General features: G+C 64.0%; 23 protein-coding genes. 5 read left to right on the forward strand and 18 right to left on the reverse strand.

Annotated features, from left to right (window positions below; genetic code table 11):
* From AAFN89_RS06515 to AAFN89_RS06535, 5 genes are read right to left on the reverse strand one after another with little or no spacing between them, the layout of a single operon-like run.
* On the reverse strand, nt 1-930 hold the full coding sequence (locus AAFN89_RS06515) for a dihydrodipicolinate synthase family protein (protein ID WP_347537153.1): 930 nt from the start codon (nt 928-930) through the stop codon (nt 1-3).
* A 28-nt stretch (nt 931-958) separates the two neighbouring features.
* Nucleotides 959-1,834 carry an ABC transporter permease gene (locus tag AAFN89_RS06520; RefSeq protein ID WP_347537155.1) on the reverse strand — a complete coding sequence of 292 codons (876 nt, stop codon included), beginning with the start codon at nt 1,832-1,834 and terminating at the stop codon, nt 959-961.
* Entirely contained in the window at nt 1,831-2,793 is a 963-nt protein-coding gene (locus AAFN89_RS06525; protein WP_347537157.1) for an ABC transporter permease, read from the reverse strand. The genes AAFN89_RS06520 and AAFN89_RS06525 overlap by 4 nt, the downstream gene beginning before the upstream one ends.
* A gap of 60 nt (nt 2,794-2,853) precedes the next feature.
* Nucleotides 2,854-4,440: an ABC transporter substrate-binding protein gene (locus tag AAFN89_RS06530; protein ID WP_347537160.1), complete on the reverse strand. Its 1,587-nt coding sequence runs from the start codon at nt 4,438-4,440 to the stop codon at nt 2,854-2,856.
* 39 nt (nt 4,441-4,479) lie between these two features.
* On the reverse strand, nt 4,480-5,193 hold the full coding sequence (locus AAFN89_RS06535; RefSeq protein WP_347537162.1) for a FadR/GntR family transcriptional regulator: 714 nt from the start codon (nt 5,191-5,193) through the stop codon (nt 4,480-4,482).
* 95 nt (nt 5,194-5,288) lie between these two features.
* Here AAFN89_RS06535 and AAFN89_RS06540 point away from each other — a divergent pair, with 95 nt between their 5' ends.
* The 4 genes from AAFN89_RS06540 to AAFN89_RS06555 are packed head-to-tail and all read left to right on the forward strand — an operon-like array spanning nt 5,289 to nt 9,116.
* Nucleotides 5,289-6,275, forward strand: a complete 987-nt coding sequence (locus AAFN89_RS06540; protein ID WP_347537164.1) for a Gfo/Idh/MocA family oxidoreductase — start codon at nt 5,289-5,291, stop codon at nt 6,273-6,275.
* Nucleotides 6,272-7,276: a Gfo/Idh/MocA family oxidoreductase gene (locus tag AAFN89_RS06545; protein WP_347537167.1), complete on the forward strand. Its 1,005-nt coding sequence runs from the start codon at nt 6,272-6,274 to the stop codon at nt 7,274-7,276. The genes AAFN89_RS06540 and AAFN89_RS06545 overlap by 4 nt, the downstream gene beginning before the upstream one ends.
* 5 nt (nt 7,277-7,281) lie before the next feature.
* A complete protein-coding gene (locus tag AAFN89_RS06550) occupies nt 7,282-8,859 on the forward strand; it encodes a putative N-acetylmannosamine-6-phosphate 2-epimerase (protein ID WP_347537169.1) in 1,578 nt (525 codons plus the stop codon).
* A 14-nt stretch (nt 8,860-8,873) separates the two neighbouring features.
* Nucleotides 8,874-9,116, forward strand: a complete 243-nt coding sequence (locus AAFN89_RS06555; RefSeq protein ID WP_347537171.1) for a DUF2171 domain-containing protein — start codon at nt 8,874-8,876, stop codon at nt 9,114-9,116.
* A gap of 28 nt (nt 9,117-9,144) precedes the next feature.
* Here the strand turns inward: AAFN89_RS06555 and poxB are convergent, their stop codons facing one another.
* The 8 genes from poxB to AAFN89_RS06595 form a co-directional block, all read right to left on the reverse strand.
* On the reverse strand, nt 9,145-10,878 hold the full coding sequence (gene poxB / locus AAFN89_RS06560; RefSeq protein WP_347537174.1) for a ubiquinone-dependent pyruvate dehydrogenase: 1,734 nt from the start codon (nt 10,876-10,878) through the stop codon (nt 9,145-9,147).
* Between the two features lie 120 nt (nt 10,879-10,998).
* Nucleotides 10,999-12,081 carry an ABC transporter ATP-binding protein gene (locus AAFN89_RS06565; protein ID WP_347537176.1) on the reverse strand — a complete coding sequence of 361 codons (1,083 nt, stop codon included), beginning with the start codon at nt 12,079-12,081 and terminating at the stop codon, nt 10,999-11,001.
* A complete protein-coding gene (locus AAFN89_RS06570) occupies nt 12,000-12,974 on the reverse strand; it encodes an ABC transporter ATP-binding protein (protein ID WP_347537179.1) in 975 nt (324 codons plus the stop codon). The genes AAFN89_RS06565 and AAFN89_RS06570 overlap by 82 nt, the downstream gene beginning before the upstream one ends.
* Nucleotides 12,974-13,888 carry an ABC transporter permease gene (locus AAFN89_RS06575; RefSeq protein WP_347537181.1) on the reverse strand — a complete coding sequence of 305 codons (915 nt, stop codon included), beginning with the start codon at nt 13,886-13,888 and terminating at the stop codon, nt 12,974-12,976. Before AAFN89_RS06575 ends, AAFN89_RS06570 begins: the two co-directional genes overlap by 1 nt.
* Nucleotides 13,889-13,891: 3 nt before the next feature.
* The gene (locus tag AAFN89_RS06580; protein WP_347537183.1) at nt 13,892-14,866 is read right to left on the reverse strand and encodes an ABC transporter permease; all 975 of its coding nucleotides are present in this window, start codon (nt 14,864-14,866) and stop codon (nt 13,892-13,894) included.
* 13 nt (nt 14,867-14,879) lie between these two features.
* Nucleotides 14,880-16,493: a gamma-glutamyltransferase gene (gene ggt / locus AAFN89_RS06585; protein ID WP_347537185.1), complete on the reverse strand. Its 1,614-nt coding sequence runs from the start codon at nt 16,491-16,493 to the stop codon at nt 14,880-14,882.
* Nucleotides 16,490-17,341, reverse strand: a complete 852-nt coding sequence (locus AAFN89_RS06590; protein ID WP_347537187.1) for an alpha/beta hydrolase — start codon at nt 17,339-17,341, stop codon at nt 16,490-16,492. The genes ggt and AAFN89_RS06590 overlap by 4 nt, the downstream gene beginning before the upstream one ends.
* Nucleotides 17,342-17,409: 68 nt before the next feature.
* On the reverse strand, nt 17,410-18,957 hold the full coding sequence (locus AAFN89_RS06595) for an ABC transporter substrate-binding protein (RefSeq protein ID WP_347537190.1): 1,548 nt from the start codon (nt 18,955-18,957) through the stop codon (nt 17,410-17,412).
* Between the two features lie 255 nt (nt 18,958-19,212).
* Here AAFN89_RS06595 and AAFN89_RS06600 point away from each other — a divergent pair, with 255 nt between their 5' ends.
* Nucleotides 19,213-19,971, forward strand: a complete 759-nt coding sequence (locus AAFN89_RS06600; RefSeq protein WP_347537192.1) for an IclR family transcriptional regulator — start codon at nt 19,213-19,215, stop codon at nt 19,969-19,971.
* Nucleotides 19,972-19,991: 20 nt separating this feature from the next.
* On the opposite strand, the gene AAFN89_RS06605 is transcribed toward AAFN89_RS06600, so the two are convergent.
* From AAFN89_RS06605 to AAFN89_RS06625, 5 genes are read right to left on the reverse strand one after another with little or no spacing between them, the layout of a single operon-like run.
* Nucleotides 19,992-20,954, reverse strand: a complete 963-nt coding sequence (locus tag AAFN89_RS06605) for a hypothetical protein (protein WP_347537194.1) — start codon at nt 20,952-20,954, stop codon at nt 19,992-19,994.
* Nucleotides 20,951-22,213 carry an FAD-binding oxidoreductase gene (locus AAFN89_RS06610; protein ID WP_347537196.1) on the reverse strand — a complete coding sequence of 421 codons (1,263 nt, stop codon included), beginning with the start codon at nt 22,211-22,213 and terminating at the stop codon, nt 20,951-20,953. Before AAFN89_RS06610 ends, AAFN89_RS06605 begins: the two co-directional genes overlap by 4 nt.
* A 30-nt stretch (nt 22,214-22,243) precedes the next feature.
* Nucleotides 22,244-23,416, reverse strand: coding sequence for an FAD-binding oxidoreductase (locus AAFN89_RS06615; protein WP_347537198.1), 1,173 nt, complete (start codon nt 23,414-23,416; stop codon nt 22,244-22,246).
* Nucleotides 23,413-24,777, reverse strand: a complete 1,365-nt coding sequence (locus AAFN89_RS06620) for an FAD-dependent oxidoreductase (protein ID WP_347537201.1) — start codon at nt 24,775-24,777, stop codon at nt 23,413-23,415. The genes AAFN89_RS06615 and AAFN89_RS06620 overlap by 4 nt, the downstream gene beginning before the upstream one ends.
* The gene (locus AAFN89_RS06625) at nt 24,770-25,081 is read right to left on the reverse strand and encodes a (2Fe-2S)-binding protein (protein ID WP_347537204.1); all 312 of its coding nucleotides are present in this window, start codon (nt 25,079-25,081) and stop codon (nt 24,770-24,772) included. Before AAFN89_RS06625 ends, AAFN89_RS06620 begins: the two co-directional genes overlap by 8 nt.
* Nucleotides 25,082-25,177 lie beyond the last annotated feature (96 nt).

The following is a 25,177-nucleotide window of genomic DNA, read 5'->3' on the forward strand; positions in this document are numbered from 1 at the left end:
TCAGTCGATCATTCCGGTGTCGCGCAGGATCGCCTCGACCTTCAGGGCTTCAACGTCGTTCAGCGTCCGCTGCGGGCGGGCCATGACATTGGTGTCGATGATTCCAAGACGCCGCATCGCGGTCTTGAAACCGCCGACCCCGGCCGCGCCGGCGCTGGCGCGCGGCAACCCGCACCGGACGATCTCGAACAGGCGGCAGAGGCGTTCCTGTTCCCGCCGCGCGGCGTCCTGGTCGCCACGTTGCGCCGCGTCGTAGAGACGGACATAGCCATGCGGGTCGACGTTGCCGAGACCCGGCACGACGCCATGGGCGCCCATGGCAAGCGCGGAATCGGCCACGATCTCCGAACCCGTCATCAGGAAGAAATCCTGCCGGTCGGCGAGGTCCATGAGCGCGAAGCGGAAGGCGCCGTCGTCGCCGCTGGAATCCTTGAGGCCGACAATGGCGCCTTCCCGCGCCAGGGTGACGACCGTCGACCGGTCCAGCTTCGAATTAACGCAGACCGGAATGTCATAGGCTATGACCGGCAGGTCGATCCCGTCGCGAACATAGCGGAAATGGTCGACAATCTCGGCCTGGCTGGTGCGGGTGTAGAAGGGCGCCGTGACGACGATTGCGTCGGCGCCGGCCTCCTTCGCGGCGCGGGCGTGGCCGATCACCCGGTCCGTCGTCGGATCTATGACGCCGGCCAGGATGGGTGCGCGGCCGTCGACGGTCCTGACGGCATGTTCGATGATCCGCCGCCGCGTCGCCTCGTCGAAGAACACCACCTCGCTGGTGGAGCCGAGGACGAACAGCCCGTGGACCCCGCCATCGATCAGATGTTCTATCGTCCGTGAGAAGGACGGGTAGTCAACCTCGAATCCCTCGGTCAACGGGGTCACCACGGGAGGAACGATGCCGCGGAAGGTGGAGGGGTCGAATGCCATGATGTCCTGTCTTGCGCTATGAATGTGGCTAGTTGAGATCGGAACGGGGGTCGAAGGCGTCGCGAAGCCCGTCGCCGACGAAATTGATGGCGAGGACCGTGACGACCAGCGCCGCGCCGGGAAACAGCCACTGCCAGGGATATCGCTCCAGCACCACGGTGCTGCGCGCGGCGTTGAGCATGTTGCCCCAACTCGCTTCCGGCGGCGGCACGCCAAGCCCCAGAAAGGAGAGTCCCGCCTCCAGAAGAATCGCGTTGGCGACCTGAAGCGTGGCGTAGACCACCAGGATGTCGACCGTGTTGGGCAGCCCGTGGCGCCATAGCAGGTGCCAGAGGCTGGCGCCCATCCCGCGCGAGGCCACGACGAAGTCCCGCTCCCTGAGTTCCAGCAGGCGGGCGCGGATCATGCGCGCCAGCACGGGCCAGGAGAGGAGGGAGATGACGAGGATCGTCGAGCCGATGCCGGCACCGGTTATGGAGGCGAGGACGAGCAGAAGGATGACCGGCGGCAGCGTCATCGCGAGATCCACCAACCGCATGATGCCGGTATCGACATAGCGGTTGGACAATCCCGCCACGGCGCCCACCGCGAAACCGATGACGATCGAAATGGCGACGGAGACGGACGCCACCAGCAGCGATATCCGGCCCCCTTGAAGAAGCCGGGCCAGAATGTCCCGGCCGACGCCGTCGGTGCCGAACCAGTGGGCGGTGCTGGGTCCCTGGTTCAGTGCCAGGAGATCGATCTCATTCGGCTGGTGCGGCACGATCCATGGGTAAAGGACGACCAGGAGCAGCATCGGAGCCAGGATCGCCAGACCGGCGATGGCGGCGTTGTTGCCGGCGAAGCGGCGCAGCGCGCGCGCCAGCGGTCCCTGGGCGGGGCGGGCGACGGCGGCGGTCATCCCGACACCTGGATGCGCGGATCGATCGTCGCGTAGGTGAGATCGGTCAGAAGATTGACCAGAATGACGCACGCGCCGATGAACAGCGTCGCGCCCATGATGACCGGATAATCGCGGGCATCCACGGCGTTGACCATCAGCAGCCCCATTCCGGGCCAGTTGAAGACGCTTTCGGTGAAGATCGCGCCGCCGATGGCGATGCCCATGGTCGACCCGATCAGCGTGACCACCGGCAGAAGCGCGTTGCGGAGCGCATGCTTGACGATGACCCAGCGTTCGCGAACGCCCTTGGCGCGCGCCGTGCGTACGTAATCCTGATGCAGCACCTCAAGAAGCGATGCGCGCATATAGCGCATGATGAGCGCCGTATGGCCGATGGAAAGCAGCAAGGCCGGCAGTATGAGGTGGTGGAGAAGGTCGAGCACGCTGAAGGGTTCGCCCGGCGTCAGCATGCCGCCCGAAGGAGCCCAGCGCAGCAATACGGAGAAGAGGTAGAGCCCGACCAGCGCGGACAGGAAAGCCGGGCTGGATATGCCGATGAAGGCGGTGACGGAAAGGGCGAAATCCGACGGGGAATTGCGCTTCACCGCGCTCAGGACGCCGGTCGGGATGCCGATGGCGATGGCGATCGCAATGCCCGTGCCCATCAGCAGGATCGTTGGCCCGATCCGCTGCAGGATCAGGTCCAGAACCTCCGCCCCGTTATACTGGATGGAGTAGCCGAGATCGCCGTGGAGCGCGGCCTTCGCCCAGGCGAGGTACTGGATCGGCCAGGGCTGATCCAGGCCCAGCCGGCTTCGGATCGCCGCCATCTGTTCCTGCGAAATCGCGACCGACGGGTTGATGTAGGCGTCCACCGGATCGCCGGGGGCGAGACGCAGCAGGATGAAGATCAGGATGCTGAGCGCGACCAGCATGACCAGACCCAGTGCAAGGCGTCGAAGGCAGTAGGAAATCATGTATCCGTCCGGAAGGAGACGGGCCGGCCCTCGTGGCCGGCCCGACAAGTTCGGGAGGTCTTATTCCGCGATCGCCCAATCTTCGGCGTTCGCGTCGTACGGGCCGCCGGCGGGGGCGGGCAGCCAGACGAAATTCTCCAGATCCTTGGAGGCGACGCCATAACGGCTGGCGACCCACATCGTCCCCCAAGGCAGGTTCTCGTTCATGGCCTGGCAGACATCCTGATACCGGGCGTCCAATTGGGATGTGTCGGTCTCATTCAAGGCCGCGTTCAGCGCATCGGTGACTTCCGGCATTCGGACGCGCAGGAAGTTGGCTCCGGCCGGCGGGATCTGGGCCTCGTTCAGGCCGATATTGATGGCGCTGGGGTCCGGGCCGTTCTGCAGGCCGGCATAGACCATCGGAAACTGCGACCAGTCCGGCTCCTGGGCGTAGATGGTGGCGTTGTAGGTCGGGACATCGACGGCCTTGGGCACGACATTGATGCCGACCTGCGCCAGCATCGCCTGCATGGCGGCCAGCACGTTGGTCGCCAGCGGGTTGGTGTAGTAGGTCAGAAGCGTGATCGGCTCGTCGCCGTTGATCTCCTCCCACCCGGCTTCCTCCAGCAATTGCTGCGCCTTTTCCGGATCGTAGGCATAGGGATCGATATCCGACGGAACCAGATGATCGGCGACGTAACCGCAATTGGCCGCTTCCGCCGCGCCGCCATAAAGGCTCTCGATGATCGCCTCACGGTTGATCGCGTGCATCACCGCCCGACGGACGCGCGTATCCTCCCAGAGCGGGACTTCATTGTTGAAGCCCAGATAGTTGACGACATAGGACTGGCCCGCGATGACGTTGAACGCCTCCTCGTCGAAGGTCGCCGCGTCGTCGGCCTCCACATAGCTGATCGAGATTTCGCCCGCCTTCAGCGCGGCGACTGCGGCGGCCGTATTCTCGAAGTACCGGTTGATGATCCGGTCCAGCTTGGGCGTGCCTTCCCGGTAGTCCGGATTGGCGACAAGTTCGACATACTGGTCGGTGACATATTCGGAGAAGGCGAAGGGGCCGGTGCCGATGGGCGACGTCGACCACCATTCGTTGCGGGCCAGATTGTCGGCGGGAATCTCCGACAACGCGTGCTGGGGCAGCATCATAAGCTGCGTCAGCGTATTCAGCAGGCCGGCATTGGGTTCCGACAGCGTCAGGATCGCGGTCCGGTCGTCCGGCGTCTCCACCGTTTCGATCGCGCCCAGGCGGGCGGCGAAGACGGTCCCCGTCTCTCCCTGCTGTGCCAGATCGATCGTGAACTTCACGTCTTCTGAGGTGAAGGCTTCGCCGTCATGCCATGTCGCGTCGGCGAGATGGAATGTATAGGTCAGCTTGTCCTCGCTGACCTCGTAGCTTTCAGCCAGCGCGCCCTGGATCGCGGCCAGGTCCTGGTCCCAGATCACCAGCGGTTCGAAATAGAGGCTGAGCCAGGTGAAGCCGGCCGTCGCCATCAGCGGATTGAAGTTCCCCTGGAATCCTCCGGGGCCCACGTCGAAGGCTCCGGTGAGGGTGCCGCCATCGGCTGCGAGTGATTCACCCGGCTGTGCGGCCATTCCGGCGACGATTGCGGTGGCCAGGGCCAGCGTTGACGCCATTGTCGTGAATTTCATGCAGAACTCCTCCCTTTACTGGTTAGGACCGCGTTGCTCCTACGGGTTCTTCTTTGCGGCCAGGACTGAGGCGATGCCGTCATAGTGCCGGTCGAGCCGGGCGCGTGCTTCGGCAGGATCACGCGCGGCGATGGCGTCGATGATCTGCTGGTGATCGCGCCAGGTCGCCATGGGGTTCGGGTTGTTCAGGTTGACGAAATCGGACGTCTTGTAGAAGGCGAGCCAGAACACCTCGATCAGCCGCGTCAGCATCCGGTTGTCCAGGCACCTGAACAGAAGGTGGTGGAACCGCTGATCTTCCTCGGCGAAGCTCTCATTGGACTCGGCTTTGACCTTCATCTGGTCGACCGTCTCCTGAAGCGCCGCCAGATCGGCCTCGCCGATTCGCTCGATCGTCTGTTCGACCAGCGCGACCTCGAGCACGCGGCGGATATCCAGCACCTCCTCCACATCCCGCAGCGTCCCGCCCAGCCCGAAGGCGAGATTGTCCAGCAGGGGTTCGAAGGAGAACTCCTTCACGAAGACGCCGACGCCGCGCCGGGTTTCCAGGATGCCAAGGGATTCCAGGCCTTTGATCGCCTCGCGCACGGAATTCCGGCTGACGCCCAGGCGCTGGGCCAGGAACCCTTCCGGGGGCAGCGGGTCGCCGGCCTTCAGGCGGTTCTCGGCGATATGGCTGCGAACGCTTTCCTGCACCGAAACGTGCAGGAGCGGCGGCCTCGACACCGGCTTGATCGATTTCAGCTCATCCATCGCGCGTTCCGCCATTCGCTCGAAACTTGGCCCTTGTTGTATGTCGACTTGTAGGATATCCGTCAAGTCGATATTGAGGGTGCTGGGAGATCGGCATGAGAATAGCGCTGGCGGGAGTGGCGCACTGGCATGCGGAAATGCATGCAAAAGCCGTGGCTGCGGCGGGCTCCACGCTCGGCTGCGTCTGGGATCCCGATATCGCCATGGCGCGGCGGTTCGCGGCCATGCACGGCGCGGCGGTCGCCGAAGAACTTGACGCGCTGGTCACGGCGCGGCCCGACCTTGTGGTGGCGATGGGCCAGGCCGACCGGATGCCGGAACTCACCGATCTGCTGATGGATGCCGGCCTGCCGATCGTCATGGAGAAGCCGGCCGCGCTTTCGGCCGCCCATCTGGCGCCGGTCGAGGAGCGGGCGCGGAAGGAGGGGCATTTCATCGCCGTCCCGCTGCCCAACCGGCTGAGCCCGATCTGGGCCGAGATGGCGGCGTTGCGCGCCGATGGGCGGCTGGGCGATCTCTCCCACGCCCAGTTCAGGATCATCAACGGGCCGCCGGAACGCTATCGTCGCGACGGCGCCGGCTGGGTGCTGGACCCGGCCCGGCATGGCGGCGGGGCCCTGCGGAATCTGGGCATTCACGGAATCGATGCGGCGCTTTCGCTCGCCGACGCAGCCGCCGATCAGGACATCGAGATCGTGGGCGTCTCGCTCGACGACCGGCTGTACGGCGAGGCTGTCGAGGAATATGCGGTCGTTATCCTGAGAATGCCCGGCGGCATGACCGTGTCGGTGGAAGCCGGCTACACCTACGCCTCGATGGAGGCGGGCGGCGACTTCGAATGGCGAATCTCGACACGGAACGCCTATCTCACCGACCGGGGAGCCGCCTGCGCGGTCGCCACATTGGATGATTGCGCGGAACGGACGCTTACGCCGCTCCTCCCGGCGGATCGGTACGACGCCTTCATGATCGATACGCTCGGCCGCATCGCCCGTGGCGAACCGCCGGCGGTCGGGATAGGAGACTATGCGCGGGCGATGAGGCTGATAGACCGGATTTACCAGAAAGAGGGCTGCCGATGATCGGAGTCGGGATACTGGGCGCGGGGCATTTCGGCGCCGTCCACGCCCGCGCCATAGCGGTGACGAAGGGCGTCCGCGTCACGGCTGTCTGCCGCGAAAACGGCCCGGCGGCTGCTGCCTTCGCCGCCGAGCATGGCGGCGTTCCCTATACCGACTGGCGTCGGATGCTGGAGGATGCCAGCGTGGACGTGGTGGTGATCGCGACGCCCCACCATCTGCACCGGGAGATGGCGGTCGCGGCCGCGGAGGCCGGAAAGCATATCCTGCTGGAAAAGCCGATGGCTCCCACGACGGCGGATTGCGACGTTATCAATGCGGCGGTCGCGAAGGCGGGCGTGGTCCTGATGATCGGCCACATAATGCATTTCGCCCTGCCATGCCTGAAAGCCCGCGATATCCTTGAGGCAGGCGATCTCGGCCGTCCGCTCGTGGGGTCGAGCTGGCTGATCAAGCTGTGGATGGAGGAAAACCGCCGGCCCTGGCACCTTTCTCCGGACACCGGAGGCGGCATGCTGATGACAGCCGGCATTCATGCGCTGGACAGGCTGATCTGGCTCATGGGGTCGATGCCGGAAGCCGTCTCCGCCGTCTCTGGCTCCTTGTTCCATGAGCAGGCCGCCGATGACACCGCCTTGATGATGTTGCGCTTCGCCGATGGCGGGCTGGGCCAGGTCGCCAGCATCGGCTATCGCAACGGCGCGCCGTCCTTCGCCATGGATCTGGTGTGCGAGGGCGGCGTGATCCGCGTCGATTTCGACAGCGGCGTCCATATCGGCCGGGGAACGAGCTGGACTCCCGTCCCGGAATCCATCGAGCCGGACTGGATGGATCGGGCCGTGGCCCGTGAATGGGTGACGATGGCCGCCGCGATAAGAGGGGAAGCCCCGGTAGCGGTCACGGGCGCTTATGGAAGGGGGGTCATCGCCTGCATCGAAGCCGCCCGTCGCGCGGCGGAAGAGCGATATGAAATTCCTCTGGGCGATGGAACGCCTGAGACGTGATCGATATGGCGAAACCGTCCCATGCCCTTCCGGAAACGCTCCGGCGTGCGCTTGTCGTCTCCTGCCAGCCGGTGCCCGGAGGGCCGTTCGACAACATTGAAGGCGTCGTCGCCTTCGCTCGGGCCGCAGAGACGGCGGGAGCGAAGGGCCTGCGCATCGAAGGGGAGAGGAATGTTGCGGCGGTCGTAAAGGTCAGCGCCCTTCCGGTGGTCGGTCTTGTGAAGCGCGACCTTGAGAAGAGTCCGGTGCGGATCACCCCGTTTCCGGAGGATGTGGAAGCGCTCGCGGACGCTGGAGCCGCGATCATCGCGGTGGACGCCACCGTTCGGTCTCGACCGGCGCCGGTTGCGGCGTTGATTGCGGCGATCCATCGTCGCGGGCTGCTGGCGATGGCCGACATCTCGACGGTGGAGGAGGCTTCGGCCGCCATCGCCGCCGGCGCGGACATCGTCGCGACCACCATGTCCGGATATACCGGCGATAATCTCCCTCCCGTCAGCCCGGACATCGATCTTGTCCGCGACTGCGTGCGTCTGGGACATCCGGTTTTCGCGGAAGGGAGATACAATTCCCCGGCCCTCGCCAGGGCGGCGATCGATGCCGGCGCGGCGGCGGTCGTGGTGGGATCGGCGATTACCCGACCGGAACACATTACCGGCTGGTTCCGTGACGCGGTCGATGCCGCGTCGGCCGCCGGCCGGACGGCGCTGGCCTTCGATATCGGCGGCACCAAGACTCTTGCCGCCCTGGTGCGCGGGCCCGAAATCCTCGACCGGCGGATGATCGCGACCCCGCGGAATCCGGCCGATCCGCAATGGCTGGATGAGATCGCGGGTCTGGCCGGCGACTGGGCAGGCGGCTTTGATGCCGCCATGGCCGTGGTCACCGGCCTGGCCATGGACGGGTGCTGGTCCGCGCTCAATCCCGACATTCTGGCTGTGCCCGACAACTACCCGCTCGCGCGGCTTCTCTCTGAGAGACTAGGCGTGGCGACCGACATGGTGAACGACGCCCAGGCGGCGGCCTGGGGCGAATACCGCTATGGGGCGGGCAGGGGGCGCGACATCGTCTTCATCACGGTGTCCAGCGGGGTCGGAGGCGGCGTCGTCGCCAATGGAACGCTGATGCGCGGCAGTCGCGGGCTGGCCGGCAGCCTTGGCCAGATCCGCCGGCTGGCCGGCGACGACGCGGTCAGGTTCGAGGCCTCGGCGTCGGGTTTCGGCATGGCCACCGCTGCGCGCGCCCTCGGACGGGAAATGGACGCCAGGGAGATATTCCAGGTGGCCCGCCACGGCGGGGAATGGGCGGAACGGATCATCGCCGACGCGGCGGATGAAATGGCGTCAGGGCTCGCGACGATCCAGGCGCTCATAGATCCGGATCTGATCGTCATCGGTGGAGGCGTCGGGTTGGTCGACGATTTCCGCGACCGGCTGCGCCGGGCCTTCGATGCTTACCCGCCGGTCCTCGTGCCCGAGATCGTCAAGGCCGAACTCGGACCCGACGCGGGCATCATCGGCGGCGCGGATCTGGCGACAGGGGATCGGATTGTCGATCAACCCGTTATCCTGATCAGGCCATAATCAGGAGGACCGCCATGACAGGCGCCAGCCGGATCAAAGAGCATATGGAGGTGATCGGTGCCGACGGGGTTCATGTCGGCACGGTCGACCGCGTCGAAAGTCACCGCATCAAACTGACCCGGCAGGACAGCGGGGAAGGGTCGCATAAGGGCCATCACCATTACGTCTCGCTGGGCCTGGTCGCCGACGTCGAGGGCGACAAGGTGCGCTTGGCCGCCAATGGCGATGTCGCGGTGACAATGGAGGAAGAGCGGTAAGGAACCCGCTGCTCTCAGGGAACGTCCGTCAGCGGAACAGGTTGGTGCGGGCCAGATCGACCACCGTGTCGCCACGCCCGCTCATCACCGCCTTCAGGACGTAGAGGCTGAAGCCCCTGGCTTGCTCCAGTGTGATCTTCGGCGGGATGGAAAGTTCCTGCCTGGCGACGACGACGTCGATCAACGCCGGGCCGGGATGGTGGAGGATCTCGCGTAAGCCGGCTTCCAGATCGCCGGGGTCCTCGATCCGCACGGCATGGATTCCGGCGGCGCGCGCCATGCCGGCGAAATCGGGGTTTTTCAGCGCCACGCCGGTCTCGACCAGACCGGCGGCCTTCATCTCCATCTCGACGAACCCCAGAGTGCCATTGGTGAAGACGACGGTCTTCACCGGCAGGGCAAGCTGCGCCAGCGTCAGGAAATCGCCCATGAGCATGGCAAAGCCGCCGTCACCCGAAAGGGAAACGACCTGCCGGCGGGGATAGGCGCTCTGTGCGCCGATGGCCTGCGGCAGGGCGTTCGCCATCGAACCATGGGCGAACGAGCCGATCAGTCGCCGCCGGCCGTTCATCTTCAGATAGCGCGCCGCCCAGATGGTCGGCGTGCCGACATCGACGGTGAAGATGGCGTCGTCGGCCGCGATTTCGCTCACCAGTCGCGCGACGTGCTGAGGGTGGATCGGCGGCTTGCCCGGCTTCCCCTGGGCCAGATCGTCCAGGTCCTTGCGGGTTGTCCGGTAATGGTCAAGCGCCTTGTCGAGCCACGTCCTGTCCGTCTTGACGTCAATTCTGGGAAGAAGGCCTTCGATCGTGTGGGCCACGTCGCCGACCAACCCCAATTCGATCCGCGTGCGACGGCCGAGATTCTCGGGCCGCAGGTCCACCTGAGCGACCTTCGCCGTCTCGGGATAGAACTGGCGATAGGGAAAATCGGTGCCGAGCATCAGCAGGGCATCGCATCCCATCAACGCGTGGTAGCCCGACGAGAAGCCAATCAGTCCGGTCATGCCGACATCGTAAGGATTGTCGTACTCGACGAACTCCTTGCCGCCGAGAGCATGCACGATCGGCGCTTTCAGCGCTTCAGCGAGCGCAAGCAGGGGTTGGTGAGCCCCCTGGCAGCCGCGGCCGCACAGCAGGGTCACCTTGCCTGCCCGGTTCAGGAGGTCGGCCAGGGCGTCGAGCTCTCGATCCGCCGGGCGGATAATCGCCGGCGCCGGCAAGAGACCCGCGGTGGGTGAAACGACGTCGGACGTCGCGGCCTGGGTCGCCACGTTGCCGGGAATGACGATGACGGCCACTCCCCGATGGCCGACCGCCGCCCGGATGGCCGTTTCGAGCGTGCGGGGCATCTGAGCGGGATCGGACACGGTCTCGCAATAGACGCTGCACTCGCGGAAGAGCGCTTCAGGGCGAGTCTCCTGGAAGTAGTTCGAGCCGATCTCGGCGCTCGGGATGTGAGCCGCGATGGCAAGAACTGGCGTGCGGCTCCGGTTGCAATCGTAAAGCCCGTTGATCAGGTGGAGATTCCCCGGGCCACAGGAGCCGGCGCAAACCGCGAGCTTGCCCGTCAACTGCGCTTCCGCGCCGGCGGCGAAGGCGGCGCTCTCTTCATGACGCACATGGGCCCAGTCGATCTTGCCGCGCTTTCTGAGCGCTTCGGTGATCGCGTTCAGGCTGTCGCCGACGATGCCGTAGATTCGCTCGACCCCCGCCGCTTGCAGCGTTTCGGCCATCAGGTCCGCCACAGTGTCGATCGGCATGTCCGTCTCCCTCGCTGATGCCCGACCCAAATTTCCAGTCGCAGGTTACCCTACAGCAGGATGCGGGGCATTGGCGCTCCGGAGCGGGATCAAATCCGCATGCTCGCCGGCGGCGTTCTCTCAGGAGTCGTTCAGGTGACAGGCTGACTGGTGGCCGCGCGCGATCTCGATCTTCTTCGGAACCTCGATGCGGCAACGATCCATCGCAAACGGGCAGCGCGGATGGAAATGACATCCCTTGGGCGGGTCGATCGGGCTCGGCAGTTCGCCCTGCACAGGTTTGAACCTGCGCTTGCTGCGCTCGATCCGCGGAATCTCCGACAGGAGCGCCTGCGTATAGGGATGGTTCGGCCGCCGAAAGATTTCATCTACCGGCGCTTCCTCGACGATTCGGCCGAGATACATGATCGCGACCCGGTCCGAGATATGCTCGACGACGCCCAGATCGTGGCTCACGAACAGATAGGTGAGGTCCAGTTGCTCGCGCAAATCCATGAAGAGATTTATGACCTGCGCCTGGATCGATACGTCGAGAGCGGCCACGCTCTCATCGCAGACGAGAAAGCGCGGTTGCACCGCCAATGCTCGCGCAATGTTCACACGCTGCCGCTGCCCGCCCGAGAATTGATGCGGGTAGCGCCGCTTCATCGTTGTGTCGAAACCGACCATCGTCAGATACCGGTCGACATAGGCGTCGTTCTCGCCCTTTGAGAGTCCATGTGTTCGCGGCGCTTCCGCGACGATTTTCTCGACCGTCATCCGGGGGTTGAGCGCCGCCATCGGATTCTGGAATATCATCTGGATCGCGAGATCCGCCGCCTTGCGTTCGGGGACTGGCAGCGCATTCATCGGCGCGCCTCGCCAGCGAACCTCGCCCTCCGATGGCGGGATGATCCCCGCGATCACCCGGCCCAACGTCGACTTCCCGCAACCGCTCTCGCCGACGAGGCCCACCACCTCGCCCTGCCGGACCTTCAGGCTGACCCGATCGAGTGCATGGACGACGGGCGCAGGTTTGGCCAGGCCCAGCCGAAGCGCAAGCTTCGCGGCAAGGTCGGGCTTCGATCCGAAGCGACGGGTCACGTCCCTCGCTTCGATCAGGGCATCCGTTTGAAGCTGCATCAGGACACTCCTTCCAGCACGGGATGGATGCAGCGGAATGCCCGTCCATTCTCCTCGATCAGAGGCGGCATCGCTTCGCAATCAGCGGTGGCGCGTGGACAGCGGGTGCGGAAGCTGCAACCTTGCGGAAGCCTCGCCAGGCTTGGCGTCATGCCGGGAATCTGAACCAGCCGGGTTCCGCGCCTGTTCTCGCTGGGGACAGAGGCGATGAGACCCTTGGTGTAGGGATGGCGCGGGTCCGACAGAACCTCGCCCACCGCACCCGTCTCGACCAGACGGCCCGCATACATGACAGCGATATCGTCCGCCAGCCTCGATACGATCGCGAGATCGTGGGTGATCCATATGACGGCCGTGTTGTTCATTTCCACGAGCCGCTGAAACTCGGCGATGATCTGCGACTGAATGGTCACGTCGAGAGCCGTCGTCGGCTCGTCCGCGATGATGATGTCGGGTTGGTGCAGAAGGGCGATCGCGATCGCCACGCGCTGCCGCATCCCGCCCGAGAATTGATGCGGATAGGCAGCGAGCCGCTCGTCCGCGCTCGGGATGCCGACGAGAGCCAGCGCGTCGCGCGACCTCTGACGGGCCGTTTCTTTCGACACCGGGTCGTGAGCCCGCACGGCCTCGATCATCTGCGTGCCGATCGTCAGCACCGGATCGAGGGTCATCATCGGGTCTTGAAAGACCATCGCGATCCTGCGGCCGCGGAGACGGCGCATCTCTTCGCCCGAGAGCCTTGCGAGATCGTCGCCGTCGAACAGGATCTGGCCGCTCGTGATGCGTCCGGGACGGTCCAGGAGGCCGATGATCGAGAAGCCCGTCACCGATTTGCCGGACCCGCTCTCCCCCACCAGGCCGAGGATCCTGCCGCGCTCGAGAGAGAAGGAGACGTCGTTGACCGCGCGCACTCGTGGCCCGTTCGGCGGGCCGAATTCGGTGACGAGATTCTTTACCTGCAGGATCGGCGACACTATGCGTTCCTCGGATTGAGGACATCGCGCAGCCGGTCGCCAACGAGGTTGATGGCGACGATCGTCACGAGCAGCGCGATGCCGGGATAGAAGCTGATCCAGTAAAGGCCGGTCAGCATGTACTGATATCCGTTCGCGATGAGCATTCCGAGCGAGGGCTCCGTCACCGACGCGCCGAGGCCGAGGAAGGACAGCGTCGCCTCAAGTCCGATCGCGCGTGCAACCTGCATCGTGGCGATCACGATAATCGGCGCCAGGCAGTTCGGCAGGAGGTGCCGGAACAGGATGCGCCAGCCGGGCACCCTCAAGGATCGGGCGGCCTCGATGTACTCCTTCTCGCGCTCCACCAACGCCGTGCCGCGTACCGTCCGGGCGTAGGTCGCCCACTCGGCGATGATGAGCGCGATCACGACATTCATGACGCCCTTGCCCAGCACGGCCAGCATCATCAAAGCCATCAGGATGGTCGGAAAAGAGAGCTGAAGGTCCACGAGTCGCATCGTCAGCGCCTCGATACGCCCGCCCATATAGGCGGCGAACAATCCGATCGACGTACCGATAAGCGATGCCGCGATGGCCGAAAGAACGCCTACGAGAAGCGATGTTCGCAGGCCGTAGAGAATGCCCGACAGGATGTCGCGCCCCTGACTGTCCGTGCCGAGATGGTAGGTCATTCCGTCGAAGGATTCGGACCCCGGCGGCAGCCGGCTGTCCAGGATGCTGAGTTGCCTCAGATCGTAAGGGTTCTGCGGGGATATCAGAGGCGCGAACACCGCAAGCAGGATCACGATAAGCAGCACAACCAGGCCCAGAACCGCGCCGGGCGACCGCAGGAACATCCGCATCTGCCTGCGGAACCCGCTTTCCTCTTCGAGGGGTATCGGCGGATCAGTGATTTCCGGGACCGCTGTCATGGCTCAAGCCTTCGAATCCAGCCGGACGCGCGGGTCCAGCAGCGTGTAGCAGATGTCGATGACGAAGTTCAGCGTCACGAACAGAAGCACCATCATCATCAGGTATGCGACGATGACCGGACGATCGAGAAGGTTGATCGAATCGATGATGAGCTTGCCCATTCCAGGCCAGGCGAAGATGCTTTCCGTCACCACCGAAAACGCGATCAGCGATCCGAATTCCAGCCCGATGATCGTGACGACCGGGATCATCAGGTTCTTCAATGCGTGGACGAAGATGACGCGCTGCTCGCGCACGCCCTTGGCGCGGGCGAACTTGATGAAATCCTGCGGCAACACTTCCTGCATCCCGGCCCGTGTAAGCCGCAGGACGAGCGATGTCTTGAAGAGGGCGAGATTGAATGCGGGGAGCAACAGATGCGACAGCCCGTCCATCGTTAGGAACGACCAGTGCACACCCAGAAACTCCACCGTCTCGCCACGCCCGTTCGTCGGTAGCCAGCCGAGTTCCACGGCGAAGACCATGATGAGCATCAGCCCGACCCAGAAAGTCGGCAGTGAGAAGCCGAGGATCGAACCGGACATGATGACCCGGGACGGCAGGCGCTCCGGATAGATCCCCGCGTAAAGCCCGAGCGGCAGACCGATGACCAGCGCGATCAGAAGGGCGCTGATCGCCAGTTCCAGCGTCGCGGGCAGCCGATCGAGGATAAGACCCAGAGCGGGGCGGTTGTAGACGAAGCTGTCGCCGAATTCCCCATGTATGAGCCCGCTCAGGAAGGCCAGATACTGTCGCCACAATGGCTGGTCGAGGCCGTAATGGGCGATCACCCGCGCGCGCTCGGCCTGGTTGGCGTCCGGGTTGATGAGGATGTCCACCGGATTGCCGATGACGTTCACGCCGACGAAGACGATGACCGTCATCGCGAAAATCACCAACAGCGCCTGCATCATGCGCCGGATAAGGGATGTGGCCACCCTTTACCTCCACCTACGTCACTGAAAGAGACAGCCCGTCGCGCTGCGGGTCTGCCGCGCCCTTTGAATAGCCGTCCTCCACCTGAATGGCGTGGAGCGCGGCGAAAGCGTATGTCAGGGGCGACCGTGCGACCTCATAGCCGGATCGCAGAAGATCGGCTTCAACCGATCGCCGGATGCGGTTGCAGATATCGATCTTGTTCGACACGCCGACCATGCGCGGGGCTGAAACCGCTTCGGTCACGCCCATGCCGAAGTCGATCATGTTCATGATGCCGTGGGCAACCGTCGGCGCGATATAGCTGCCTCCCGGGGCGCCGATGACGATGTACGGATCATCGCCGCGAAAGACGATCGTCGGCGCCGCGGAGCTCGACCGGCGCTTGCCCGGCGCGATCGAGCCGGGACGCCCGGGGAAGGGGCTGAAGCGGCTCATCGTGCCGTTGTACATGAAGCCAAGCCCTTCGGTGATCGCGCCCGACGGGCTGCCGAGCGTGTGCGTCATCGCGACCGCATTCCCGTCCCTGTCGATCACCGAGATATGCGTCGTGTCCCTCTGGCTATTGTCGGTCATCCGGTCGACGCAGGCCCGCTCGCCCGCGCGGATCGAAGCGGCGTGGCGCGCCGCGCGCTCCTTCGACACCAGATCGGCGACCGGCACGTCGACATAGAGAGGATCGCCCATATGCGCATCCTTATCGATCGTCATGCGCTTCATCGCCTCGAACAGAAGCGTGACATGCTCCGATCCGGCATGCTGCATCGCGCCGAGGTCAAAGTTCTCGAGGATGTGCAGCAATTCGAGCATGGCGAAGCCCGAGCCCGGCGGCGGAGAGGTGGCGATGCGATGACCACGATAATCGCCCCAGATGGGCTCAACCTTCGAGAGTTCGTAGGCGGCAAGATCCTCGGCGCTGAGCAGGCCTCCGTGCGTCGCGAAATCTTCCGCAATCTGCTGCGCGATCTCGCCGCTGTAGAAGATGTCGGATCCGCCGCTCCGGCCGATCCGTTCCAGCGTGTTGCCCATGTCGGGGTTCTTGAGGAGTTCCCCCACATCGCGCAGGCGTCCATCGGGATGGAAGTAGATGCGCCTGCCGGTTTCGGAGAATCCCAGCTTGTCGACCGTATTGGCGAATCCGTCCGCGCTCTGATCCTTGGTCCAGTACCAGTGCATATGATTGCGGATCATGAAGCCATTGCGGGCATACTCGACCGCGGGCGAGATCACATCGGTCCAGTCGAGGGTGCCGTAATCACGCAGCGCCGTCTCGTAGCCCTTCAATGATCCCGGCGTGCAGACCGCCAGGTAGCCGATGTCCGAGAGGTTCCCCTCCAGGATGAAGCCGAAACCGTCCCGGCTCTCGCCCACGATCTTGTCGGCCCACATGTCGGGGGTCGCCGCGAGGGGCGCGCGCGCGTAAAACTCCAGGATCTCATGCACGCCCTTGCGGGGCATGTAGACGTGCATGGACCCGAAGCCGCCGATCCCGGCCATCTGCGGATCGACGACGCCCTGAACGAAGGCGCAGGCCAGAGCCGCGTCGACCGCGTTGCCGCCACGCTCCAGAACGGCCGCGCCCGCCTCGACCGCTTCGGGCTGCGGCGCGACGATCGTCGCGTTCTTCATGCGGAGCGCCTGTCGGCCAGCGCCTGCGCCAGGAACGCCTTCACGTTGCCGAGGACCTTGATACGGTCGTGGGAGATACCGGGCACGATCTCCAGGGTCACATCGACGCCTGCTTTCCGGAATGAATCCGCCAGGGCGCGTAGACGGGCAGGGCGGGTTTCGCCAGCGTCGTTTGCGCCTTCCATGTAATATCGGCCGCCTGGCTTATGGGTGATCTCCCAGGTTTCGAGATCCGCGTCGCCGACCACCATGTGCACCGGCACCTTCGCCAGGGCTTCCGCATCGAACGGGCGGTCGAACCGCTCCGCCACATCCCGAATGCCGACCCACCAGTCGCGGCCGGGGTCGAGCAACGTCACCGAACCCGGCGCGCCGATAGAGGCCGCCCAGAGTTTCTCTGGATGCAGGAGGGCGAAACGGTGGGTGAAATGCCCGCCGCCGGAGAAGCCGAACATCGCGAAGGTCGACCAGTCCTGCCCGTACTTCTCGGCCATCTCGGCGACCATCGAGAGGACGACCTTATCGTAGCGGATGTCGCCTTCTTCCATGTATTTATAGCCCGACCGGGCCCCATCGCCGAGGACGTTCATCGGAAAGATCGGGCAGAGGATGGCGCAGTCGTGATAGAGGCCGAACTCGGCAAACCCGTCACGGAAGTCGATGGCTGACGTGCGACCGGTCCCGTGAACGGCCACCAACAGGTCCATCTTACGGCCTTCCGCGGCCGTCGGAGGCACATAGAGCAGCATGTGCAGCCGCGGGTCGGCCGTAGAGGCGAAAATCGCCGTGTGACCATAGTCGTAGATCGCCCGGGCGCGGGCGGCGGCGCTCGTACCGAGTTCCTGCACCTTCGTGTGCTCCTTGAGAGAAGGGGTGGGATGCGCGGGTGCATATCCCGCGCATCCGGGAGGCCGGCTCAGTCGGCCGAAGTGACTTCGTAGGCCAGCGTGTACTTGTCGCCGCGCGGCTCGTAGTTGATCGAGCTTTGCGCTCCCAGCACGACGTTCTCATAGTGCATAGGGAGGACCCAGAGCCGGTCGAAGGTCAGTTCGGAGACCTCTTGAAGAAGTTCGGCGCGCTTCTTCTCGTCGAGTGTCGAGGTCGCCTCGGCCAGAAGCGCGTCGATCTCCGGATCACTGATCTCGCCGCCATTGTAGCGGCCGGTGCCCCGCTCTTCGTTACGCGACGCGACGAATGCAACTGCGGGGTTTGAGACCTCGCCCGTGTTCACGCCCCAGGAAGCAAAATACATGCTGTAGGCGCCGCTCGAATATTTGTCGGAGTACATCGACCATGGCATCACCTCGACGCTGGCGTCGATGCCGATCCGAGCGAACATCTGCCCCACCGCCTGCAGGATCTCGCTATCCTTCACATAGCGCCCCGAGGGGCCGTGCAGTGTGAGTCTGAAGCCGTCGGGATAACCTGCCTCGGCCAGGAGTTGCATGGCTTGCTCGGGGTCGTACTCGACACGCTCGACCTGATCGGAATGACCGAAATAGCCTTCGGCGACGAACTGGTCGGCGACCGTGCCATTCTGCTGCATGACGCGATCGACGATTGCAGGGCGGTTGATCGCCATCAGGAGCGCGCGACGCACCCGCTCGTCCCTGAGCGGGTTCTCGGCCAGTTCCGACCCATCCTTGGCGGTCACATAAGGGGATGGCCCCTCCGACACGTCCATGCCGAGATAGACGAGGCGCGTCGACTGTCCGCGGATCACCTTCAGTTCGGGATCTTCCTCAACGCGAGGCAGGCCGTCGGCCGGCAGCGTCTCGATGATGTCCATCTCCTTCGACAGGAGTGCCGCAAGCCGTGCGCCGTGGTCCGGCAGGAAACGCAACGTCACGTCGGACCATTCCGAGGCGCCCTCGAAATACTCGTCGTTCCGAGTGAGTTCCAGCCGGCCGCCCGGCATGTAGGAGACATATTCGAACGGGCCGGTTCCGACCGCGCACTCGCCATTGTCGAATTGTTCGACAGAGGCATCAGCGCAATCGGCGCTGATGATCATGATCCGGCTCAAGGAATTGAGGATTAGCGGGTCCGGAACGGTGGTTTCGACCACGATCGTCAGCGGGTCGGGCGCCGTGATGCTCGCGATGTTGCGGGTATACGCGGCGAAACCCTGACTCGGTTTGTCCCGCGCCCGGAGCAGTGAGGCGATCACGTCCTCGGCATTGAATTCCGAGCCGTCATGGAAAGTGACGCCTTCGCGCAGTTTGAATTCCCAATGCGTCGGATCGATTGCCCGCCATTCGGTCGCCAGTTGCGGGAAGTTTTCAGCGGAACCGCCCCGGTTGATCAGGGCGTCCCAGATGTGCCGGGTAGTGGCGTTGTTCGGCGCCGAACTGTCCTCGTGCGGATCGAGCGTCGTCGGTGTCGTGGACATGCCGATCGAGAGATGCGTGTCTTGCGCCAGGGCGGCCGCAGGCATCGCCGCGCCGATCAAGAGCGCGAGCAACGTTTTCCGAATGCCTGGGCGAGTAGAAATCAGTACCACCTCGGTCTCCTTCCCTAGTTGATTTTCTGTGGAGCGGACGGCGCGCTGAGGCCGCGCTTCTTATGGCGTCTGACAGGCGCCGATTGCCCGTACAGTCCGCGAACGGTATCAAAACTGTCAAACACTATTGCTGCATGTTACGATGAGCGTACCAAAAAATTTTAGGCATTTTGATGGCCTGGACGCGTAATGATCTGGTGTTGAGGAGCAATCTAGATGCCCGAAAGATCCGATATAGTTCAATCGGTTGACCTCGCTATTGTAGTGCTGATGGAGGTCGCGAAGTTCGCCGACGTGAGGCTGAGTGAGATTGCCCGGAACCTTGGAGAAACGAAGCCAAGAATCTTGAGAATGTTACGTACACTGGAACGCCGCGCGTTGATCCAGAAGACGTCGGCGGGCGGTTATCGCCTCGGAAATGCAGTGCTGGTGCTGGGGACGGCGGCCACGACGCAGATTGACCTCGTGAAACTGGCCGATCCGATCATGGAATCACTGGGCTCAAAAGTGAACGAAACCATCCAGCTTCGGATCCGCGACAATGCCGAGTCCCTGTGCATAGCCAAGTTCGAGCCGTCACGCGATCTGCGGGTGCATACGGTGGTGGGACGGCGGCGGCCGCTTTATGCGGGATCCAGCAAGGTGCTTCTGGCCTTCCTGCCCTCAAGGCTCCAGGCCGAACTCATACCGGACGATTTGCTGCCGATAACCAAGCGCACCATCACCAACCGCAGCAGGTTGATGCGTGAACTGGATCTGATACGGAGACAAGGATACTGCATCAGTCGTGGGGAGGTCGGCGAACAGCTTTGTTCCGTTTCGGTCCCTGTGATGGCGGTCGGAGGCTCGGTAGTTGCGGCGCTGAACGTCGCTGCTCCGGCCTTTCGCACGCAAAAGCCGGATCTCGACCGTTTCGTGAACCTTCTCGGCGAAGCCGCTCTCAGGATATCCAAGGGCCTTGGCTGGAACGGCTGAGCCGGCCACCCGCGGATCGCCTAGCGAGGTATTCGGATGCCGGCGGTTGCACGCAACGCATCTCGATAAATTTCGGAGGCGATCGCGAGGTCGGCCGTGGCGTGGCCTCGAAAGATGAACATTCGGCGATCCTGTTGCCGGAGGTTTTCCGCAGCTTCCGACGCGACATCGCCAAGATCGGCATCGAAGCCGCGAAGGCGGGAAATCGTCGGGCTTTCCTGTTCCTGAACGTGATCGTCGGTTACCAGATATTCGATTTCGCTCAGCGTCTCGGGACACCATGAGCGGGCGAGATCGACGGCGGATACGAATGCTCCCGGCGCGACCCATTCCGGCTGGAGAAACGGCTCCAGCCCAGCGCTCATCGGCACGGTCGTAACAAGGATGGAGCTTTGTCGGACGAGATCTTCGGCGCTTTCCGGAATTTGGGTCCGGAGGCCATGGCCGTCTTGAGCCCAATTCGCGAAACGCTCCGATGATGCCTGCGTCCGGCTGAGGACCATGGCAAGTTCGAGCGATGGGAAGAGCGACAGGAACGCCGTCAGATGCGACCGCGCCTGGTAGCCGCTTCCTATGAAGCCGATCGATCGCGGTTCGGAAGTCACGATCATTTCGGCCATCGCCGCCGACATCGCGGCGGTACGCAATTCCGTGAGTACGTTCCCGTCCATGATGCATAGGGGCGCACCCGAGCCATAGTCGTTCAGCGTGACCAGGGCTTGTACGCTCCTGCCCGATACACTGGCCTCCAAGGGGGCGACGCCCAGCCATTTGTTCACGGCGAGACCGCTTTGGGCGGAGGCTGCGCAGAGCGACTGGAATTTATGGCCGGGCCCGAGGTCGAGGGAAAGCTTCGGCTTGGATGCTATGCGCCCGGCATGATGTTCGCGGAACGCGGACAGAATGGCGTTCCGGGATTTGGCCGGATCGATTTCCAGATCGCCGACATCGGCTTCGCTCAGATAGAGAATATCGTCCGTCATTGCGCAAACCGCCTCGCCGAATAAGGCTCAGGGTCGATGCTCGGACGGATATCCGAAGCGAGTTCCGCCAGAAGGCGGGCCGAAGCCGGGGCCATGCCGATGCCACTGTGACCATGGCCGAACCCGTAGATGATATTGCGCGAACGCGAGGAGAAACCCAGGCAGGGCAGCCCGTCCGGCGTCGATGGGCGATGCCCGATCCAGCGATCGAGTCGTCCAGGATCCGGTCTTCGCGGGATGGACGGGAATAGCCGATGGAGATGGTCGAGCAGGATATCGGCGCGCCGCCAATCCGGCGCCGCCCCGGCATTCGCGAGTTCCACCTGCCCGGCGACCCGCAGGCCGGCGCGCGTCATCGTAACGGCCATCTTGCCGTCGCTCGGCATGACGGGGTGCAGGGGCACGTATTCCGGGTCTTTCAGGACGATGTGATACCCGCGCTCGCTTTCGAGCGGTATTCGGTCGCCGGCTTTGGAAGCAAGCTCGCGGGACGCGATACCCGCGCAAACCAGCGCGCAGTCGCTTTCAACCTCCCCCATGTCGGTCATGACGGCGCGTAACCTGTCCCCCTCGAAGCGCCATGCGGTCGCTTGCGCTTTAACCAGCCTCGCGCCGGCGCTTTGCGCGAATGAAACCAATCCCCTAACCAGGCCTCCAGGATCGTTCAAATTGCGCCCGGCCGACATGAAAGCGGCGTGCCGGTAATCGCTTCCGAGACCGGGCTCCAGCCGGCGAAGATCCTCCGATTTCACCTCTTCCCAACTGTGACCGTACCGGCCGCGGAATTGCCAGGTAAGGCGGTCGTCGCGCCATGCTCCTTCGTCGGGGTAGACGAACAGATGCCCTGCCGCTTCGATATAGTCCGAAAGTCCCGCCTGCTCGCAGATTGTCTCGTATCTGGAAACAGCCTCTCGCAGGAGTTCGTGGCGAGCCCTGGCAGTCGCTTCGACCCGCTTCAGCGTCGCACCGGACAGCATGAAGCGCGCCAGCCAGGGCGCGAGCTCGGGCAGATTCCGCCATCGGATCGTCAGAGGGCCGCCGCGGTCCAGCAGCAGGCGCGGAACCTGCAACCACAGGCCGGGCATCGCGACAGGCAGCACGCTGGCTTCCATGATCCAGGCGCCATTGCCGTAGCTCGCGGCTTGCCGTCCGCCTGGGTCACCCGGATCGACGATGGTTACTTCATGACCCAGGCGAAGGCATTCGATAGCCGTCCACGCGCCGACAATTCCGGCCCCAATGATTGTCACTCTAGACATTGCGCATCTCTTGAGGCTTGGTTCGCGGCTTCAGCGTCCGACGGCCTCGGCATCGAACTCGCTATGGAACTTCTCACTGACGACGGTTGAGCCGGAGAATCGGGAAATGGCGAAAGGTTCGAGCGGTACCGGCGTTTCCCCATCCGCGATCATCTCACTGACGCAGAGACCGACACCAGGGCCGATCTGGAAACCGTGTCCGCAGAACCCGAAGGCGTGGATAAGCCCCGGCATCCTGGCGCTTTCGCCGATGACCGGGATCATGTCCGGGATGTATCCCTCGATTCCCGACCACACGCGGATGACGTGGGCGTGAGCCATGGCAGGGATGATTTGTTCAAGTCCCGCCATCGCCGACAAGGTCTTGTGAAGCGGTACCGGCGCCCGATTGTTGACCGGATCGGAGGCGGTGCGCGGATAGCCGGTCAGGATCAGGTTGCCGCGCGGTATCTGACGCGCGATGACCGAACCGTCTACCGTCTGGACGGTGGGGCGAACGATATAGGGTACCGGCTCGGTCACGAATTGCGGCGGTCCGGCCGGGAAAAGCGGGACTGTCTCGCCGAAGATCTCGGCGATCTTCACGCCCCATGCGCCGGCGCTGTTGACGACGTAGCCGCTTTCGACGCAGCCATAGCCGTCGGCCGTGACCTGGAAAGTCCCATCCCGGACACCGATGCCCGTGACGGAACTGTTTTCCACGATTTCGACGCCCTCGGCTTTCGCCGCCCGCGCCACCGCAGGGGTAACCAGTCTCGGATTGGCCGTCGCGTCGCGCGCCGAGTAGGTGGCGTGCACGATCCGGTCGCCGAGCCACGGGAACCGCCGCCGCAGGTCGGACCTGCCCAAATCCTCTATTTCCAGACCGTAGGAGCGCGAAACAGCGGCGTAATCCTGAAGTTTCGCCGATTCTTCACCGTCATGGGCGCAATAAAGGTGCCCCGCACGATCGTATTCGCAATTGTCTCCGATGAGGTCTTCCAGCCGCTCCCAAAGCTCCTGCGCACGGAGCGACAGCGGATATTGAGCCGGATAGCGTCCCTGAAGCCGAAGGCTGCCGAAGTTCGTGCCACTGGACTGAGCGCCGACCACGCCCTTTTCGATCAGCGTGACCTTCTTTCCGCGCCGCGCCAGGAAGAAGGCGCACCATGCGCCGATGAGTCCGCCTCCGACGATCGTCACATCTGCCGTGTGGCGCTTCATGACTGACGCCTCGCCGCGCTGACGGGAATCGGTTTGACAGGAGCCTGCCCCCTGAGACGTCCGACCTCGACGATCGGCAAGCCCGCATGAGCGGCAATCAACTCCTGCAGGGCCGGTCCGCAGACCCGGCCCTGACAACGCCCCATCCCGCACCGGGTGATCGCCTTCACGCGATTTATCTCGACCGGCCCGAGGTCCGTATCCATCGCCGATCGGATCTCGCCCGCCTTGACGTTCTCGCATCGGCAGATCGTGACATCGTCCCCAAGGCGACCGGCAAACCTCACGGGCCATGAAAAGGCTTTCGACAGCCCGTTCTGAAAGCGGCGGAGCCTTTTGACGCGCCCACGAAGACGCCGGTTCTCGCCTCTGTCGGAGGTTATCCCTAGATCATCGAGCAAGGCATGGGCGGCGAGACGGCCGCTGTCCTCCGCCGCGTCCGCGCCGCCGATCCTGGCGCCGTCGCCGGCGAGATAGAGGCCGGGAGCGGCGCGTCCATCCTCATCGGCCTTCGGGAGCCAGAGCCGAAATGAGGGATCGAATGCGAACGTCGCCCCAAGCAGTTCCGCAAGTTGGGTTTCCGGCTTCAACCCGTAGCCGAGGGCGACCGCATCGCAGGAAAACCGACGCTCCCGGCCCTGACGATCGCTGACCACCAGAGCCTCGACGGACTCTTCGCCGACGATTCGGACCGGGTCCGCGCCGAACAGGGTTTCAATGCCTTCGGCGCGTAGCTGCCTCAGATATGTCAGGCCTCTCACGAATGTTTTCGGCGAGGCGAGGAGCTTGGGCCCGGCGGAGATTTTGTCTCTCATCGAAGTCGTGTCGCAGATGGCCACCACCTCGGCCCCCAGCATCTTGTATTGCAACGCTGCGAGCGGGAGCAGGGGGGACGAGCCGCAAAAGACCACTCGCTTGCCGATGAGGCAGCCCTGGTCCTTCATCGCGACCTGGGCGCCTCCCAGCGTGAACACGCCCGGCAGGGTCCATCCCGGCAGGGGCATGATCCTGTCCATGGCCCCGGTCGCGACGATCACGGCATCGTAATCGATCAATTCGGCAACGCCGTCGCGAAGCGTGTGCAGCGTTCCCTTTCCCGCGCCCCAGACCAGCGTTTCCGGCCGATAATCGATCGAGGGGACCATTTGCGCGAAATCCTCATGCAGACGCCGGTATTTCCGCGCCTCGCTTCCCATGAGCTTCGCGATGTCGAGATCCAGCCCTTCCGACGGCTGTCGGTATCCCTGACCTCCGCTGCCGCGGCCTTCCTCAAGCAGTATGGGCCGAAGGCCGTTTCTCCAGAGCGTTTCGGCCGCCCGTATGCCGGCGGGGCCGGCCCCGACAACCACGATTCTATGCATTGTGGTCCACCAGCGCGGGAGTGGACGGCGGCTCTGTCAGCAGGGCCATCCTTTCCTCGACCAATGTGGAGCAGGCGCGCAGGCGTGAACCGTCCGCGGCCCATACCCAGCAATCCTGACAAGCGCCCATCAGGCAGAATCCGGCTCGCATCTCGCCGCCGAATTCGAGCCGCCGGACGAAATGTGAGGAAAGGAGTATCGCCGCCAGCACTGAATCGCCTTGCATGGCCGTGACCGGATGACCATCGACGGTCAGGCTGATCGGCTTCCCTCTTCGCTGTGCAACCCTTCGGAATTGCGGCATGAGAAACCCGTTCCCCGGCTAGCGCATAACAGTTATCAGTATGCAATAATCATTATTGAAACGTTCCACCCGCATATCGGTCATGTCAAGGTCCGT

The sequence above is a fragment of the Inquilinus sp. CAU 1745 genome (assembly GCF_039839375.1).
In the GTDB taxonomy this organism is placed as follows: Bacteria; Pseudomonadota; Alphaproteobacteria; order DSM-16000; family Inquilinaceae; genus JBDOQU01.